The organism is Helicobacter turcicus (assembly GCF_019711685.1).
In the GTDB taxonomy this organism is placed as follows: Bacteria; Campylobacterota; Campylobacteria; order Campylobacterales; family Helicobacteraceae; genus Helicobacter_D; species Helicobacter_D turcicus.
The window spans coordinates 57055-74283 of sequence record NZ_JAIGYQ010000008.1; the positions used below are offsets into that span (position 1 = coordinate 57055).

Here is a 17229-nt window from a genome sequence, read left to right on the forward strand (position 1 = left end):
AGAATATTCCAAAATCACGCTTCTTTTTGGACTAGGTAAATTACAATGGAATCTACAAAGCCATAGCGACGATAACCATCGCTTTCTCCATCGCCTTCAAATTGGTCTAAAATGGTTTTTACCTCGTGGTTTTGGAGAAGTTTTACAAGCTCAAAGCTCTTGCCATAACGTTCAAAATAACGTTTTAATGTAATTACCCAATTCACTTCAATCTCGTGTAAAGCTTCTTCAATTTGTTTTAAATATGCAACTTTTAAGAGTGAGCCGATTTTATCTGCCCAGTAATTAATCTCTAAATATTCTCCAAATAGAACCATTGCGTGTTTTGCATTCCCGCTATATGCGTAAGGCTTAGCTTCTTCATAGCGGTGTAAAAAGTCTTTAGTGAAATCTTTAAACTGCTGCATAGAGCGCAAACTTTCAATTTCATCAATTAAAGAATACACTTTTTTAATATCTTTTGCTTCAATGGCATTTAAGAGTGTTTCTTTTTGTTGCATTAACACAATACGCTCATTTGCGGTGCGCTTTAGGGTTGGGAATACTAGTAGGATTTCAGCAATTTTCTTTGCTTCTTCATAGTGGAAATCTTTTTCTAGTTCAATTAAGTTTGCTAACATTCGCTCACCTACAAGTAGCACTTTTTTGTATAAATCTGTCTCACGCAAAAAAGAGAATTGAAAAGTTAGGCTAAAGTATTCTTTGAAATTTTGTTTTTTGATAAGTGCTTCAGCTTTTTCAAATACATCACAATTGCGCAGTAGTTGGACAATGAGTTCTTTTTTTGGTGTGTTGTTAAAAGGTGCTAGAGTTTGCTCTGCTAGACGTTTATTAGCATTCGCATTTTCAATTAAAAGCTTTTTAGCGTTAAAAAATGCCTTATTCCAAATGTTTTCCAACTTTTCATAAGCTTGTGTTTTAACAAGAAACTTCGTTGTTTGAAGCATTTCATAGGCTTTTGTAAAATCTTTTTTAGTGATCAATTCTAAAAATGTCTTCACGCCATCTTTTTGAGCAAGGTAAAAGTCAAATTCATTTTTCTTAGACGGGCTTACGACAAATGGCGCAGTTAGCTCAATGGCTTCCTCAATGGAATCTTGATTGAGCAAATCAATAGCTTGGTGCAAAATTTCTGGCCAAACTTCATCAAAAATCTTTGTTAAAGGGTGAATACTCAAAAAGACATTTTTGTTGATTGCATCTCTTGCGCTTTTATAATCTTTACGTTCAAGGCTTGCTTTTAGCTCGTCTTTACCCTCATTATAATCAATAATTAGCAGTGTTCCATCAATAGAGCCAATATATAAGTGGTCAAGAGAGAAAGCTAACGACGCAGTTCCAGCGTGTTCGTTTTTAATTTCCATAGCTTTTGTATTGTCTTTTAGTGCAATAATATAAAGCGTATCAGAACGTGTGCCAACAAGGGCATAATTTTCTTCGGAATCCACAGCAATACTTGTGGGCCAAAAAGCAAAAGGGTATTCTGTGGAGATGATTTTGCCATCTCTTAGACTAAAGATAATAGAAGCATTGTTGCGACATACAAGGAGAAGCTTCTCATCATCATCAAAAAATGCGGAATCCTCTACAACATCGTTTGTAACGAAGTTGAAGGCGATTTTGTGGCGGAGCATATCAAAGATGAGCGTAAATTTATCAAATCCACTAATAGCGACAAACTCACCTGTTTTGGAAAAACGAATCGTAGAAATATAATCAGAGCGTGCAAGCAGTGAAATGATAGGTAAGAAACTGCGTCCATCGTAAAAAAATACGCGCCCATCTTGTCCGCCTGTAGCAAAAAAGCGCCCATCATGTGAAAACGCGGAGGATTCTATATCGCCATCATGGTCATCTAAAGTTGCAATATGCTTGGGTTTTGCGTTATCAAACTCTACGATAAATGCCTTCTTCTCGCCAAAAATTGGGATACAAAAATATGCTTGTGGAGAGATTCCAAAGGCGTGCGAGTAGCGGTGAGGGGATTCCACATTTTTGGTAACCTGAACGCTTCTGGGGGCGTTTAGGGAAGGGCTAACTTCTGCAATATGAAAAGTGTTATCCACGCATAATGTGGAATCCTTAGACTGCACAATGCTTAAAACGCTACCTTGTAGCTGTTGTGTGGATTTTGGAGTTGTCATGCGCGATTTTCCTTGCCGCAATTTTTCTAAATAACTTAGAAAGTTCCCTATTTTAGCATATTTTCTTTAAATAAATGTATTTATGGTGTGATGATTTCGTGGATATAAACGAGTTCTATACCACTATTTTCTAGGTAATCTGTGGCATTTTTGAGTGCTAGAAATGTGGCTTTGTGCGGGTGTCCAATGGCAATAGCGTAGCCTTTTTGTTTAGCAATTTGCACAGCTTGAATGAGTTGTTGTGTAATTTTTGGAATTTCTAGGGTATTGTCTAAGAATATATCACGTTCTAAAGGTGTTTGTTGGCATGGGTTAAATGCAATGTAAGGAGATTTTGCATAGGCAGCAGCAGTTTTTGTTGCACCAATGGTTCTAGAATCTACAAAGTTAATATGATGTGTGTTTAGTGTTTCTAAAAGTAGCGACATGGATTTTAAATCTTGTGTGAATTTACTACCCGTGTGATTATTGATATAGCTTAAATTTGGAAAATCCTGTTTGATTGCATTAATATAGAGTTCTATCTTTTCTTTAGAATCACCAACAAATAGCCACTTATGTTCCTTTTGGTAAAAATTTAGCGCTTCAAGTGGCAAATGAATCATGTAAAAAGGTGCAATTTGGGCAATTTTTGGAGTGTCTGGATTAACCTTGCTTTTGGGAAACAAAGAGGGTGTGAGCTTAAAAGGAATCTGTGTGATGGCTTTGTATTGAGCAAGGGTGCTTATATCATCAATAATAATGGCAAGTTGGGGTTTGTTGCGCACACAAGCGGTAGAATTTATCTCTGGATTTTGGTGTGTAGTTTGTTTGGGTAAAATAGGGCTAAAAATTGTGGAATCTGTGGCAAGTGTGGAATCTTTTTTAGAGTCTAAAATCTGTGAAGAGTCCCTATTTTCAGAATCTTGTGGAGTAATATTATCTTGCGTAGGGGAATCTTTTTTGGAATCAAGTTTCATTTGTTCTAAATGCTGTTTTAGAAAATCAATATTTTTTTGGATAAGCTCTGCATTGTTTGTTGCAAGTGTTGTGTTATTTTCAAGGGTTAGCCTTTGGGGAGAAAGTGTGTTTTTTTGTGGCTTTAAATCGGAGCTTTTGGGGATAAAGTTAAAGGTTAAAAGGACTAATAATAAAGCAATGATGCCTATTGTAAGGGGTTTAACTTTATCCATTAGGACTTATTTTTGTAAAAGAATCTCAACTTCAAGGGTGTTGAAATCTTGGTTGGAATCTGTTTTAATATCAATTTTTTGAGCTTTTGTGTATTTTTTAATGACTTCTAAGATTTCTTGCTTCATAGCTTCCATATAAGGCACATTAATCGCGCGTTCATGGGCTAAAATGAGAGTTAAGCGGTCTTTTGCTTCTTGAGCAGATGATTTTTTGCTTTTGAAAATATTTTCCCACAAATTCATTGAAATAACCTTCCAAAAAAGCCCTTTTTTGCTTTTAATTCCAAAAATGGCACATCTTCTCCCAAGATACGTTTTGCGATGTTTTGGTAAGCCTTAGAAGCTAGAGAATCCCCATAAATGACAGGTTCTCCAGTGTTTGTAGAAGAGATAATTTTCTCATCTTCAGGAACGATTCCAATTAAGGGCAATGCTAGAATATTTAGCACATCTTCTACGCTTAACATTTCTCCTTTTTCCACCATTTCAGGTTTTATGCGGTTAATAATAATGTGCTTGAGGACTTCATCGCCATTTTTTGCCTTTTGACTTTTTGCATCAATAATTCCAATGACTCTATCTGCATCACGCACACTTGAGACTTCTGGAGTGGAGATGATTAATGCCCTATCGGCTAGGAAAATAGCGTGCTCAAAACCACCCTCAATTCCAGCTGGGGAGTCTAGAAGCACAATGTCAAATTCTTCTTTTAGTCTATTGATTAGAGTTGCGACTTTGTCTGTATCTAGTATGTTTTTATCTTTGCTTTGACTAGCTGGTAGAAAATAAAGATTCTTTGTTTTTTTGTCATTAATTAGTGCTTGGGAGAGATTGCACTCGCCTTCCATTACATTGACAATATCATAAACAATGCGATTTTCAAGCCCTAAAATCATATCCAAATTACGCAATCCAATATCAAAATCCACCGCAACGACTTTTTTGCCTAATTGGGCTAAACCAACTGCGACATTTGCGGTAGTAGTTGATTTTCCAACACCACCTTTACCTGAAGTAATCGTTATCACACATCCGCTCAAAATATACACCTTACATTACAAAATAGCTGAAATTATAACGTTTGCTTCGTTAAAAAAGCGATAAAATTTATAAACTTTTTCTAAAAAAGTGTGGCAGAATCTAGGGATTTTATGCGGTAGCTTCTGCGATGGACTGGGGATAAACCATGCGTTGTGATAGCTTGTATATGCGCCTTTGTCCCATAGCCTTTATTTTTTGCGAAATCGTATTGTGGAAAAAGTTGTGCTAGGTTTTGCATTTCTGTATCTTTTGCATTTTTTGCTAGAATGCTTGCAGCACTGATTGCATGGAGTTTGGAATCGCCTTTAATGAGCGTTTTTAAATGCGGAATGCTAAAATTACAATTTCCATCAAAGACATAAAAGGGGGCATTAAATGCGCTTAAAATTTCTTGCAAAGATTCTTTAATGCACACACTTAATCCTTGTGTATCAATGACGTGAGCTTCCTTTTTTACAAGTTTAAATTCCGCATAATCTTTTAAGGTATCTGCTATGGCATCACGTCTTTTTTGGCTTAACGTTTTGGAATCTTTTAGTGAGTTTTTTAGCGAGCTTGGGAGTTTGTCTAAAATCACGCCACATACAAACATTGAGCCTGCCACACAGCCTCTTCCAGCTTCATCAATACCACAAATTTGTGCATTTGGTGGGATATTTAAGGAATCCAAGATTGTGGAGATGGAATCTGTTTTTAAGTTTTTGGGGTTTTTAGATTCCATGCTTTTAGGAGTTGCTGCATTAGAGAAGCTTAAATCAAACAAAGCACTATCTCAAGATGACAGCTAAAACTTCTTTAAAATCACTTATTGGATGGATTTTTAGCCCGTCTCTAACCTCTTGTGGAATTTCATTTAAATCACGTTCAAAATTTTTCTTAGGAATTAGCACTTCTTGTATTCCAGATTTATATGCGGCAATTAGTTTTTCCTGTAATCCTCCAATAGGTAAAACTTTTCCACGTAAAGTTAGCTCTCCGGTCATTGCCACATCACAACGTGCTTTTTTATTTGTTAGTAGCGAGGCAAGCGCACTTGCAATAGCAATCCCAGCACTTGGTCCATCTTTTGGTGTGGCACCCTCTGGGACATGTAAATGAATGTCAAAGCGATTGTAAATCTCACTTGGACTAGGTTCTAAATGTTCCTCCTTTTCTTTTGGAGTGAGTGGAATTAACTTAGGGTTGATTTTTAGCACACCTGTGTCAATGAGAAATTTGACATAAGAGTGGGCGATTTTTGCACTCTCTTTCATTACATCGCCCAAATTTCCCGTTAAATGCAAACTGCCCTTTCCTCTAATTTTTAAGGCTTCTATCTTTAGCACATCGCCCCCGACGCTTGTCCAAGCAAGCCCATTAACAAGCCCAACTTCTGCGTTTTTGCTCACATTTTCAAACTCAAAGACAATTTTATCAAGGTAACTTGGTAGTGTTTTGGGTGTGATTGAAATCTTTTTTGTGTTTTTAGATTCCACATTTTTTTGCGCACTTTGTAGGATTTGTTTGCTGACTTTACGTAAAATCTCTGCAATCTTGCGTCTTAAACTCCGCACCCCTGCTTCTCTTGTGTATTTTTCAATGAGCATTTTGATTGCAGATGGACTAAAGCTTACTTCAGAGACAAGCAAGCCGTGCTTTTTAAGCTCTTGGGGAATGAGATATTTTTTAGCAATTTGCTCTTTTTGGTTAGGGGTGTAGCTATTAATGTTGATAAACTCCATTCTATCACGCAATGGAGCGGGAATTGCACTAATATCATTTGCTGTGGCGACAAAAATCACTTGACTTAAATCCAAATCAAAATTTGTGTAATAATCTCTAAATTCCTTATTTTGTTCAGGGTCTAGAATTTCTAGCAATACAGAAGAGGGGTCGCCACGAAAAGAATTTCGGATTTTATCAATTTCATCAAGCACAACCACAGGATTCATCTCTTTTGCCTCAATGAGTCCCTGCACGATTCTGCCGGGCATTGCTCCAATATAAGTGCGACGATGCCCTCTTAGTTCGCTAACATCTTCTAAGCCGCCTAATGCAATGCGCACAAGCTTACGCTTTAAAGCAGTAGCAATGGAATTTGCAAGACTTGTTTTGCCCACACCAGGAGGTCCATAAAAACAAAGAATCGTACCTTTAGCTTCTGTGGAATCTAAATGGGATTCTGCTTTTGTCTTGCGTATTTCTAGGAGTTTGCGCACTGCAAAATATTCCAAAATACGCTCTTTTGGCTTCTCTAGTGCATAGTGGTCTTTGCTAAGTTGCTTCTCAACTTCGCTGATTTCTAAATCTTTTTTCGCATAGGCGTTAAAAGGAATTTCAAGCACAACTTCTAAATAATTTTGTAATAGATTTGCATCGGCACTATCTTGGTGCATTCTTGAGAGCTTATTAATCTGTTTTTGCACCTCTTTATACGCATCTTTTGGCATAGCAGATTTTAGGGATTCTAACTTTTGGCGGTATTCTTCAATTTCAGAATCCTTTTTGGAATCACCACCAAGTTCCTTTTGAATCTGTTTTAATTGTTCTTTTAGAAAATATTCTTTGTTTGCCTTTTCCATTTGGGAATTAACTTTGTTTTTTATCTCCTTTTGGATTTGCTGGGCGCGGATTTCTTCCATTGTAATTTCAATAAGGCTTAATAGCCGCTCTTCTGGATTCTCCTCTTTAAAAATCTTATAAGCTTGGTCTTTTTTTAGGCGGATTGCACTTGAAATTAAGTCTGCAGCGCGGTTTGGGTCACTTGTCTCATTAATGCTTTTTAGTAAGTCTTGAGGGAAGTGTTGGGAGATGCTATAAAGCGTGCGTAAGTTTTCTTTTAAAACTGCTAAAATTGCCTCAATGCGCACGGCATCATAAGGTAAGGAGATAATAGGTGCAACACTTGCAATGTTTGGATTTGTAGATTTGATTTGTAAAATACTACCACGACTTAAGCCTTGGAATAGAATCTTAATGCGTCCTTCTGGTAGAGCAACACGGCGCATAATTGTGCCAATTACTCCAATGTCATAAAAATCTAGTGTGTCTTCATCATTAGATTTTGAAGGGGCAATGAATATAAGTTTATCTTTGCCCTCCATTGCCAAATCAATAGCTTTTAAATTATCCTCATTGCTAATAAATAGAGGGGCAATCATAAAAGGATAAAGAAGCATATCCTCATCAACAATAACCGGTAAATCCTTTGGAAATTCGCCATAGCGCGTTAATTGCATATTTTCTCCTACCATTCAAAGAGTTTTTGATACCATGGTGATTTTACATCATCACGTAATACATCTTTTAGCCACTGGGCTTCTTGTGTTTTTTCTCTGTAATACTCCGCACCGCTACCTTTTTTTCTGCGCTCATAAAGGCGTGCAATTTCTTCATCAAGTGTGAGTTTGGATAGCTCTAAGCGCAAAAGCATAGAATCTACCATTGGGCGATAGCGGGAGTAAGGGTATTTTTGGGTAAATTCTTTAGCGTCTTTAATGGAATCTAAAAGCAACTGCTGGTCACGAAACTGCTTAGAGAAAGCAAAGTAATTGGCTTGGAGTTTTAAAAACTTAATAAAATCAATATTTTCTGGGTTTCCAAAGCGTTTTGTGAATTCATCAAAATAAAATCCTGCAAGCACATATTCTTCTTTTTGCATATGCGCACGCCCTAAAATTAGCATAGCTTCGCTAAGTAGGGGAGAGTTTAAATGCTCACTTTGCAAGGATACAAAATAACTATCAGCCTTTTCTAAATTGTCATTGCGGATTTCTTTTAGCATATTTTGATACCAATAATCTGCTGGTTTATTGACTTCATCAAGGGCTAGACCGCTATTTGTTTTGGAAGAACAAGCACCAAAAAATAGCGCAATATAAAGGCTAAAAATAGAAATTTTAATCATTTTAAACACTTTAAAATTCCTTTATAATATGGATTTTGTAAAGGCTCGAAGAGCCAAATTAGGATAAGAATTATAAATTTATGTGGGCGTAATTATAGCGGATTTGCGGATAATTTTTCTAAAATTTAGATAAATAAAATTGATTTTTTGATTTAATTGCGATAAAATCACACGCAAAACTTTGACACTAAAGTGCGGTATTTGTCAAAATTAATATAAATAAGGTGGAGAAGGAACGCGGTATGGAATTTGAAGTAAAATCGCCTATTTTGGGTTTTGAACAAATCAAAAAAATGACCTTAGAGAGAGTTGCAAAAGATGATGAAACTTTTATGCAACTAAAGAGTATGCATGACGATGGGATTTCTTTTACTTTAATCAATCCTTACAGCGTGCGCTCTGATTATGAGTTTGAAATTCCAATGCCTATTAAAGAAGCACTAGGGTTAAAGGATTCTACAAATGTTGAAGCCCAAAAGCATCAAGTTGTAACGTTAAATATTGTCTGCATTCAAGAGCCTATCCAAGATTCCACGATTAACTTCCTAGCACCTGTGTTATTTAATTTTGAAAATAAAACGCTCGCACAAGTTGTGTTAGAAAATCAAAAATATGAAAACTTCGGGTTAGCAGAGCCGATTTCTAAATTTTTTGACTTTGCACAATAGTAGTTTTAGTGAAAACCTTAATTCTTGTTGGCTATGGAAAAATGGCAAAAGCCCTAGCAGAGGGACTAAAGGATAAGTATAGAATCCTAGTTTGCGGTAGAGATTGTGCTAAAATCCAAAATTTCTGCGACACTTTAAACCTAACTCCCCTTTATTTAAAAGATTCCACGTTAGAAATCACAGATAGGGAGGTATTGCTGTGTGTGAAGCCTTACGCGCTGGATTCCTTTGTATTTAAAGGCAGGGCAAAATGTGTGTATTCTATTTTAAATGCCGTGAGTGTAGAGCAACTAAAAGGTGCAGTCAATGCAGAATTTTATATCCGCGCAATGCCAAATGTGTGTGCAAGCATCAAGCAATCTATCACTAGTCTTTGTGGTGATGCGCAATACAAAAAAGAAGCCTTTGATATTTTTAATGCTATTGGGAAAAGTATTTGGTTAGAAGAGAAGCATTTCTCCTTAGCCACAGCACTTGGTGGCTGTGCGCCTGCGTTCTTAGCCCTTGTTGCAGAATCTCTCATTGATAGTGGGGTAACTTATGGACTAAGCAGGGAGGATTCCACACAGATTGTGCAGACGCTATTTAGTGGATTTTCTAGCCTCTTAGAGCAAACACACCCTGTGCTTTTAAAAGAAAATGTAATGAGTCCTGGAGGTTCTACGGCTCAAGGTGTGGCAACTTTGGAAAAACATGCTCTTAAGAGTGCTTTTTTAGAAGCGATTTTAGCCTCCAAGAACTTTGCCTAGAATTTTTAATTTGCAGACGCAACAGAATTTTAAGACTCTTGCGATTTTAGGAGGTAGTGGCTCGGGAAAAACCGCTCTTTCTTTAGAGATTGCTAAGGAGTTTTCTTGTGCGATTCTATCTCTTGATTCTCTAAGTATTTATAAAGAAATTGACATTGCAAGTGCGAAGCCTAGCCTAAAAGAGCGCGGAGAAATCGTGCATTTTGGGATTGATGTGTTATCTCCTAAGCAAGTGCAAAATGTGCAAAACTTCATTGCGGAATTTAAAAAAGCACAAGAATTCTGCATACAAAATTGCAAGCATTTACTTATTGTTGGCGGCACTAGTTTTTATCTAAAATCTCTTCTTTGCGGAATCTCACCAATGCCAAAGCGAAAAGCTACCACACAAGAAAATATCCGAGACATAGGAGATTTAGCAGAGCAATACGCATTTTTATGTAAAATTGATTCTGCATATGCAAAGAGGTTACAAGCTAAGGATTCCTATCGCATTATACGTGCTTTAGAGATTTATTTTGATACACAATGTGCGCCAAGCGTGTATTTTAAGAAAAATCCTCCATATCCCATTTTGAAAGATTGTGCAATTTTTGATATTATGCTTGATAGAGCAGTTTTACAGCAAAAGATTGCGTTGCGCACGAAAAGAATGCTAGAGCAAGGTTTGATTGCCGAGATTGAAGGATTGGTAGAATGTTATGGGGAGGCACATCAATGGGCAAAAAGTATAGGGATTAAGGAAGTTTTAGCATTTAAAAGAGGAGAATTTAACTTGAAAGAGTTGGAATCTTTAATCACAACACACACTGCACAACTTGCTAAGCGTCAAAGAACCTTTAATAAAACGCAGTTTTTACCGCATTTTTGCGGAGAATATTTAGAGGTTAGAGAGGCAATTAGGCAAAAGCTTTCAACTTAAAAGTGTTTTTGGTAAGGGTTTGCTGCAATTAGAACATCACAAAAAAGATTGTGAGCTAATTAGAAAGACTTCCTTATAAATAAACAAAAGATAAAGTAAATGCAAGTAAGTGGAGTGTAAGTTATTATAGATGAGGGATTAGCAGTAAAAGGAGAAGGTTAAAGCTACTAAACAAAATTTTGTTAAAAAAAAAGGAGATATAATCAAAAACGTTAGAAATTAAAGCTTTAAGTTTTAAAGAGAAAGCTAAAATTAGAATACGGGTTGTTAGGTTGTTAAAAGCTATAACCTAGAAAGTGTCAAAGTTTTAAAAATTATCCTAAAATATGAAAGAGATTTATAAAATTACAAAATTTGGAATCTAAAATGATAGAATCTACTCAAACAAAAAATCAAAATATAGCATTGCAAAAAAAGGATTCCAAAATTATCCTAGCTCTTGATATTGGATTAAAGCGCATTGGTGTAGCGAAGTGTATTAATGGGATTCCGCTATGTTTAGAGCCAATTTTACGTAAAAATCGTAATCAAGCTGCAAATGCTGTGCGCTCGTTAATTATGGAGTCTAAAGCCAGTGTGCTTGTCGTAGGGCTGCCTGAAAAAAATTCCACTTTTCAAGATTTTGCTTTAGAGGAATTTCAGTGTAGTTTTAAAGAAGAAGAACCTATTTTAGTAATGCAAAGACGTATTAAACATTTTGTTGGATTATTGGAATTGGATTCTAGCATTGAGGTGGTTTTCTTAAATGAAGCATTTAGCTCTAAAGAGGCTTTAGAAAAATTAGAGGACAAAAAAATGCGCAAAAAAGCGCATAGTAGAGATGGGAGCTTAGATTCTCTTGCGGCACTTGTAATTTTAGAGCGGTATTTAATGCGCTAAAAACAGCACCAAAGGTTTATCATTGAGCAGTAAATTAACCTGTACACCTTGCTTATCGCTTAGTGTAATAGCAATTTCTTCCTCACTTTTATAGGCTTTTGGTAGAGAGATTCCAATAGAGACATTATGCTCAGATAGAACTGCTTTTGAGCGTCCAGCAATAATGTTTGTAAATTCAGAAATGACATCTAGTAATTCCTCATCACTTTGAGATTCTTCACCTAGTAGCATCATTGAGGCTTCTTTGACAATAGATTTGCTAAAACAAAGTGCTACTAATCCGCTCACATCACCTTCAAACTTAATCATCGCACCCATAACATCTGTTTGGGAAGTTTTATTATAAGGTGTAACTTTATAATCTGTGCGCTTTGCGCTCCCACCAGTTAAAGAAGAGAGCGTTTCAATAGCTGCATTAATAAACACGGGAAGTTGCGCTACAAGTTGCTTTGTCAAGCCTTTACGTTTTTGTCCAGCTGTTTGGTAGCTTTTAGCTAACTCTTGAATTTTTGGATTTTTTTTGCATTCTTCAATGCTGTGAAAAAATAAAATATTGCTCCTAGCGCAAAGGTTTTGTTTATCTGTGTCTAGATTAGCTTTCAAGCCACAAATGGCGATACAAGATTCAAATCGCGTATTATTTAGTGCTAAGGACATTATAAAATCAAGCACACTTAAATTAAACTCCTTTGTCTCGCTTGCGTCAAAAATGAAAATCTTATAACCCTCTCTAAGTCTAGAATTATGCGCTTGGATATTAAAAAATAGAGCAATGTTTTTATCTACTTTTTTATATAAAGTATAAGTTACGATTCCATTTGCAATGGTAATGGGAATGAAATTGTTTGTAATATCAAAATAAATGTCATAAAGATAAATGGCTTTATCTAATAGCTGACGACGCTTATTGATAAACTCACTGCTAGAATTAATGCAAATGACTTGATAACCCTTAGAGATTAGCTCTTGAGAGATTAGCGTTTGCACCATGCTATCTTTATCATAATAGACAATGGTTTGGTTAAGAGGCGGTGTTTTTAATCCTAGCAGTAAGTTTGCCATATTCTCTGTGCGAAACAGCGGCAAGCTTTTATTGGGGAACAAGGTTTTTAGCTTTGGAAATTGTTCATCGTTATAATCAACAAAAGCCACTGCAACGCTGACTTTGTTTTGCATCGCAAGCAAGGCTTTTGCGATAAGAATTGTTGCGCCCTCGTCAAATTCATGGATATTTTCAAAGGAGAAATACACCGCCTTTAGCGCAAGCGAACGAATCGTCGCACTATTTGAGATAAGGACTTGGCAAATCTCCTTAGCGGCTTTCATGTCTAAATGCACATCAGGCGCATAAATGGCAATATCATGCTTAATAATTGGTCGCATAATCCTAACTTAATTACTTGGTGTTGTGTAGATTTCTGCTTCTACCCTTCTGTTTTCTTTTCTGCCTTCTTTTGTTGTGTTATCGGCAATAGGTTTAGATTCTCCATAACCTCTAGCTTCTAAGCGCCCTGCTTGCACACCTTCTTCAATAATTGCGTCTTTAACAGCTTTTGCGCGACGTTCTGATAGTTTTTGGTTGTATGCATCGTTGCCTGTGGAATCTGTATGACCGCTAATTACAGCAGTTTGGTTTGGATTGTCTTTCATAGATTGTGCGAAATCTCTAATTTCTGCATTGTATTGTGGAGCAATAGCAGAAGAATCAAATGGGAATTGCACAGAGAAAGTATGAATGTGTGAGAGTGTTGGTTGTTGTTCAACAATTTCTGTAACTTCTTCTACAACAATTTCTTCTCTTGCATAAGTGCCAAAAGGAATACTAAAGCCGACACTACCCACAATATCACTACGTCCATCAAAGCTTACAACATGTCTAAGCTCTGTTTTTAAGTGTAAAAACTCTGCTAAAGCATAGCGCAGACCCACGCCATATTGTCCAAAAAAGTCGCTGTCCATACTTTGGAATTCATTAGAGATATGCTCATAACCAAATCCTCCTAAAATATAAGGAGAAACCTTGCTATCAATATTAAATTCTTTGACTAAATCTACATAATAGCGATTCACATCAGTGGATTGTTTTGGAAAATTATACTTTGCATCATCAATGCGCTCATATCCAACTTCTAAAAGCACACTTGGCATAACGCGAGTAGCAAATTTTAAACCATAGCTTAAATCAATGTCATCAGCATATCTATCGTTACTAATATGCCAACTTCCACCAATTTGTGGAGTGATTTCCACAAGATTATCCGCTGCAAACACGGAAGTGCTAAGTGCTAGAGAAAGTGCAATTGCCTTTTTCATCATGTTTATCCTTTGTTTAAAAATAATTTTTGCGTGCGCATTTTATCTAAAAATATTTTTAGATAAAATTATATTTTTAAAAACTTATAAGAATTCTTTGTGAATATGAATTTCTAAAATTAAAGACTTAATGCTTTTATTGGGTGGTGATTTATGAGAGATTTTGAAACAATTGCGCAAAAACTTGTAGCATTTATTCAAAACGCAGTTAAGAATCGTGGATTTGATGCTGTTGTTTTTGGGCTAAGTGGTGGAATAGATTCTGCAGTGGTGGCTAGACTTTGTCAGCTGGCTTTTAAGGATTCTCACAAGGCTTTAATGTTGCCCTCAAGGCAATCTAGCAAAGAAAGTTTAGAACATGCACTAGAATTGTGTGAAAAGTTTGGAATCCAAAATGAAATTATTAGTATTAGCGCACCACAAGATGCATTTTTAGAAACTTTACCAAATCTTGCACAATCCCAAATACGTTTAGGCAATCTTTGTTCTAGGTTAAGAATGATTTGTTTGTATGATTACGCCTTTGCAAACAATGCTCTTGTTGTTGGAACGAGTAATAAAAGTGAGATTTTGCTAGGATATGGAACGATTTATGGTGATTTAGCTTGTGCAATTAATCCTATTGGAAACCTCTATAAAACTGAAATTTATAAGTTAGCAAAAGTTCTAGAGATTCCACAAAGTATTATGCAAAAAGCCCCGAGTGCAGATTTATACGCGGGACAGAGTGATGAAGAGGAGCTAGGATTTTCTTATGCAACATTAGATAGAATTATGCTACTATTGCTTGAAGGAAAGGACGATGTAGCAATTCTAGCTCAAGGGTTGCCTAAAGATGCATTAAATTTAGTCCGCACACGAATGAAACACTTTGCATTTAAACAAAAAATGCCAGATATTGCGCAAATTTAAAGGAAAAAGTATGCGAAAAATTCCCTATTTTATCCCCGATATTACAAAAGCAGAGAAGGACGCCATTGCTAATGTTTTGGAGAATCCTAGCTATGATATTGTAAGTGAGCTAGAAGAGGAATTTAGGGATTTTATTGGAATTAAATATGCAATAGCAACGCTTAGCGGAACGACTGCTTTTCATTTATGTCTATTTGCTATGGATATTAAGCGGGGCGATAAAATTATTTGCTCAGTAAATTGCCACCCAATGTTTCCAGAGATTATCCGCCACTTTGATGCTGAACCGATTTTTGTGGATATTGAAGAAGATACTTTCTTTATGTCTTTTGAAAAATGTAAAGCAACTATTGAAAAAATGGGCGTGAAAAAACTGCGCGCAATTATTGTAAGTCATACAGCAGGGCAGGCTATGGATATTAATCCTTTCTTTGAGCTTGCAGAAACGTATAATATTAAAATTATTGAAGATGCCACAATGGCGTTAGGACTTACATATAATGGTGTGAAAGTTGGCGCAAAAAAGAGTTTTGCAAGTATTTTTAGTATTGTGCTTGATGCGTTTAATCCTGTGGCACAAGCTGGAGTTTTGACTACACAGGATAAAGAGCTTGCAGAAGCAGCAGTCTTGTTGCGTTATCATGGAATTGTGAGTGAGAAAACAACCTCCACGCGTCCGCAGTATTTATATGATGTCGTGGGGATTGGAAATAAATATAATGTTAGCTATTTAGATGTTGCCTTATGTCTTAGTCAGCTTAGGCGCATTGATTATATTATTAAACGTCGTCAAGAGATTGCAAGATACTATTATCAAAACTTAGAGAATGCGCCACACATTTCTTTGCCTGTGATTAAAAGCGCACATACTTTTTTGCATTTTATTATTAAAGTGGATAAGAATCGCGACCATTTTGCAAAAGAGCTTAAAGAATGTGGGATTGAAACAGCATTGCATTTTGTGCCAAATCACTTGCTGACCTATTATAAAAGCAAATATAAATATAAAATTAGTGATTTTCCTGTTGCACTTAGAAATTACCAGCAAATTTTGAGTTTGCCAATTTATAGTGCGATGCAACAAGTAGATATGGATTATGTGTGTAAGCAAGTCCTAAACCTTGCTAGTGTGCGTGTATAAGGGGATAAATGCGCAAAATTGAGCAGTATTTTTATGCGCCAAGCCCTATGCAAAAGGTTTTAGCGTTATTATTATTACCTTTTTCCTTTATGTATTGTGCGGTTGCAACACTCAAGCGTAAATTTGCGCGTTTTAGGGATTTTGGGATTCCAATTGTTAGTGTTGGAAATTTAGTGTTAGGAGGCAGTGGAAAATCACCTTTTATTATAGAGGTTGCAAAGAATTATACTGATGTGTGCTTGATTTTGCGTGGATATGGGCGCAAAACTAAGGGGTTAAAGGTTGTTAGCATAAAAGGAATCCTTCAAGAAAGTGTAGAAAATGCAGGCGATGAAGCAATAATGTTAGCTAAAGCCTTGCCCAATGCTAGTGTGATTGTAAGTGAGAAACGTGCAGATGCAATCTTAAAGGCAAAGGAACTGGGTGCTAGAATCGTGTTTTTAGATGATGGATTCCGCTTTAAGTTTAAAAAACTCAATATCCTTTTAAAGCCAAAATTAGAGCCTTATTTTAGCTTTTGTATTCCAAGTGGTGGGTATAGAGAATCTAAGAGAGCCTATGATCAGGCAGATATTTTAGTGCAAGAAGGTGTTGATTATGAAAGAAAGGTGGAATTGCTAAACCCAACGTCTAAAATGTTATTTCTAACTGCAATTGCAAATCCCACACGTTTAGAGGAATATTTGCCTAATGTCGTAGGAAAAATCACATTAAAAGACCACTCCTTTTTTGATAAAGAAAAAATCTTAAAAGAATATCAACGCTTAGGGGCAACTTCTTTGCTTGTGACGCAAAAAGATGTACCAAAATTAGAAGATTTTGGTGTAACTTTATCTATTTTGCAGTTACGATTAAAGATTAATCCCACTATTACAGCACACATTAAAGATTACATTACAAAAGAGTTAGAGGAATCTAAAATTTCTACATAGTCTAGGTGCTTGTTTGGATAGAATTTAGAGGGCAGGAGCATTTAGGATTTGAAGAAATGAATTTAAATGTTTTGGTATTTGAGCGTTAAAACTACTACGACGGAGCTACAACTCATTTTTTGTAGTGTTTAAGGGTGCGCTTATGCAATGTGAAAAAAGATAGAACCTTTAAGGTGATGCATAGATTTTTGAGTTTTAAAGTTTTTCATTTTTTCTCCTTTTGTTTTTCTCTCCATTCTCTTTTTATTCTAGGCACATCTATAAAGATGTATTTTATTATGCCCCCCCCCCCCACACATTCTTATATGCTTTTAAAAAAGCATTGCCAAGTTTATAACTTAAATGTTCTTTGAATCTTAAAGCTTCTTTATAATCAGAATAAGATTCTAAAGGAGGAAGTTTTAATGCAGGATTCTTTTGTATGTGTTGTGCATAAGCTTTTTGTTCTTTTTTATGTAGCTCTGTAATAT

Annotated in this window: 16 protein-coding genes and 1 pseudogene; 7 read left to right on the forward strand and 10 right to left on the reverse strand. The window is 36.0% G+C overall.

Annotated elements, in window-relative coordinates; genetic code table 11:
* Window positions 1-14: 14 nt before the first annotated feature.
* From K4G57_RS06555 to K4G57_RS06585, 7 genes are all read right to left on the reverse strand, one after another.
* Window positions 15-2144: a WD40 repeat domain-containing protein gene (locus K4G57_RS06555; protein ID WP_221532383.1), complete on the reverse strand. Its 2130-nt coding sequence runs from the start codon at window positions 2142-2144 to the stop codon at window positions 15-17.
* 80 nt (window positions 2145-2224) lie between these two features.
* On the reverse strand, window positions 2225-3316 hold the full coding sequence (locus tag K4G57_RS06560) for a divergent polysaccharide deacetylase family protein (protein ID WP_221532384.1): 1092 nt from the start codon (window positions 3314-3316) through the stop codon (window positions 2225-2227).
* A gap of 6 nt (window positions 3317-3322) precedes the next feature.
* A complete protein-coding gene (gene minE / locus K4G57_RS06565) occupies window positions 3323-3559 on the reverse strand; it encodes a cell division topological specificity factor MinE (protein ID WP_221532385.1) in 237 nt (78 codons plus the stop codon).
* Complete coding sequence (minD, locus tag K4G57_RS06570) at window positions 3556-4356, reverse strand: septum site-determining protein MinD (RefSeq protein ID WP_221532386.1); 801 nt, start codon at window positions 4354-4356, stop codon at window positions 3556-3558. Before minD ends, minE begins: the two co-directional genes overlap by 4 nt.
* Before the next feature lie 80 nt (window positions 4357-4436).
* Entirely contained in the window at window positions 4437-5120 is a 684-nt protein-coding gene (rnhB, locus tag K4G57_RS06575) for a ribonuclease HII (protein ID WP_236033259.1), read from the reverse strand.
* 4 nt (window positions 5121-5124) lie between these two features.
* Entirely contained in the window at window positions 5125-7575 is a 2451-nt protein-coding gene (lon, locus tag K4G57_RS06580) for an endopeptidase La (RefSeq protein WP_221532387.1), read from the reverse strand.
* A gap of 8 nt (window positions 7576-7583) precedes the next feature.
* Window positions 7584-8243: an outer membrane protein assembly factor BamD gene (locus K4G57_RS06585; RefSeq protein ID WP_236033260.1), complete on the reverse strand. Its 660-nt coding sequence runs from the start codon at window positions 8241-8243 to the stop codon at window positions 7584-7586.
* A gap of 242 nt (window positions 8244-8485) precedes the next feature.
* On the opposite strand from K4G57_RS06585, the gene fliW reads away from it, so the two are divergent.
* From fliW to ruvX, 4 genes are all read left to right on the forward strand, one after another.
* Window positions 8486-8911 (forward strand): flagellar assembly protein FliW, encoded by a 426-nt coding sequence (gene fliW / locus K4G57_RS06590; RefSeq protein WP_221532389.1) that lies wholly within the window; start codon window positions 8486-8488, stop codon window positions 8909-8911.
* Window positions 8912-8919: 8 nt separating this feature from the next.
* Window positions 8920-9660: a pyrroline-5-carboxylate reductase gene (locus tag K4G57_RS06595; protein WP_221532390.1), complete on the forward strand. Its 741-nt coding sequence runs from the start codon at window positions 8920-8922 to the stop codon at window positions 9658-9660.
* 10 nt (window positions 9661-9670) lie between these two features.
* Entirely contained in the window at window positions 9671-10582 is a 912-nt protein-coding gene (gene miaA, locus K4G57_RS06600; protein WP_221532391.1) for a tRNA (adenosine(37)-N6)-dimethylallyltransferase MiaA, read from the forward strand.
* A 366-nt stretch (window positions 10583-10948) separates the two neighbouring features.
* Entirely contained in the window at window positions 10949-11461 is a 513-nt protein-coding gene (ruvX, locus tag K4G57_RS06605; RefSeq protein ID WP_221532392.1) for a Holliday junction resolvase RuvX, read from the forward strand.
* On the opposite strand, the gene K4G57_RS06610 is transcribed toward ruvX, so the two are convergent.
* Both K4G57_RS06610 and K4G57_RS06615 read right to left on the reverse strand, forming a co-directional pair.
* Complete coding sequence (locus K4G57_RS06610) at window positions 11450-12844, reverse strand: chemotaxis protein CheX (RefSeq protein WP_221532393.1); 1395 nt, start codon at window positions 12842-12844, stop codon at window positions 11450-11452. The two genes, ruvX and K4G57_RS06610, sit on opposite strands and share 12 nt — an antisense overlap.
* 9 nt (window positions 12845-12853) lie before the next feature.
* Entirely contained in the window at window positions 12854-13774 is a 921-nt protein-coding gene (locus tag K4G57_RS06615; RefSeq protein ID WP_221532394.1) for an OmpA family protein, read from the reverse strand.
* Window positions 13775-13927: 153 nt separating this feature from the next.
* On the opposite strand from K4G57_RS06615, the gene K4G57_RS06620 reads away from it, so the two are divergent.
* From K4G57_RS06620 to K4G57_RS06630, 3 genes are read left to right on the forward strand one after another with little or no spacing between them, the layout of a single operon-like run.
* Window positions 13928-14686 (forward strand): NAD+ synthase, encoded by a 759-nt coding sequence (locus K4G57_RS06620; RefSeq protein WP_221532395.1) that lies wholly within the window; start codon window positions 13928-13930, stop codon window positions 14684-14686.
* A 10-nt stretch (window positions 14687-14696) separates the two neighbouring features.
* Entirely contained in the window at window positions 14697-15827 is a 1131-nt protein-coding gene (locus K4G57_RS06625) for a DegT/DnrJ/EryC1/StrS family aminotransferase (protein WP_221532396.1), read from the forward strand.
* Window positions 15828-15835: 8 nt separating this feature from the next.
* On the forward strand, window positions 15836-16759 hold the full coding sequence (locus K4G57_RS06630) for a tetraacyldisaccharide 4'-kinase (RefSeq protein WP_221532397.1): 924 nt from the start codon (window positions 15836-15838) through the stop codon (window positions 16757-16759).
* 276 nt (window positions 16760-17035) lie between these two features.
* Here K4G57_RS06630 and K4G57_RS06635 read toward each other — a convergent pair.
* A pseudogene (locus tag K4G57_RS06635) lies at window positions 17036-17229 on the reverse strand (hypothetical protein); the annotation flags it as partial.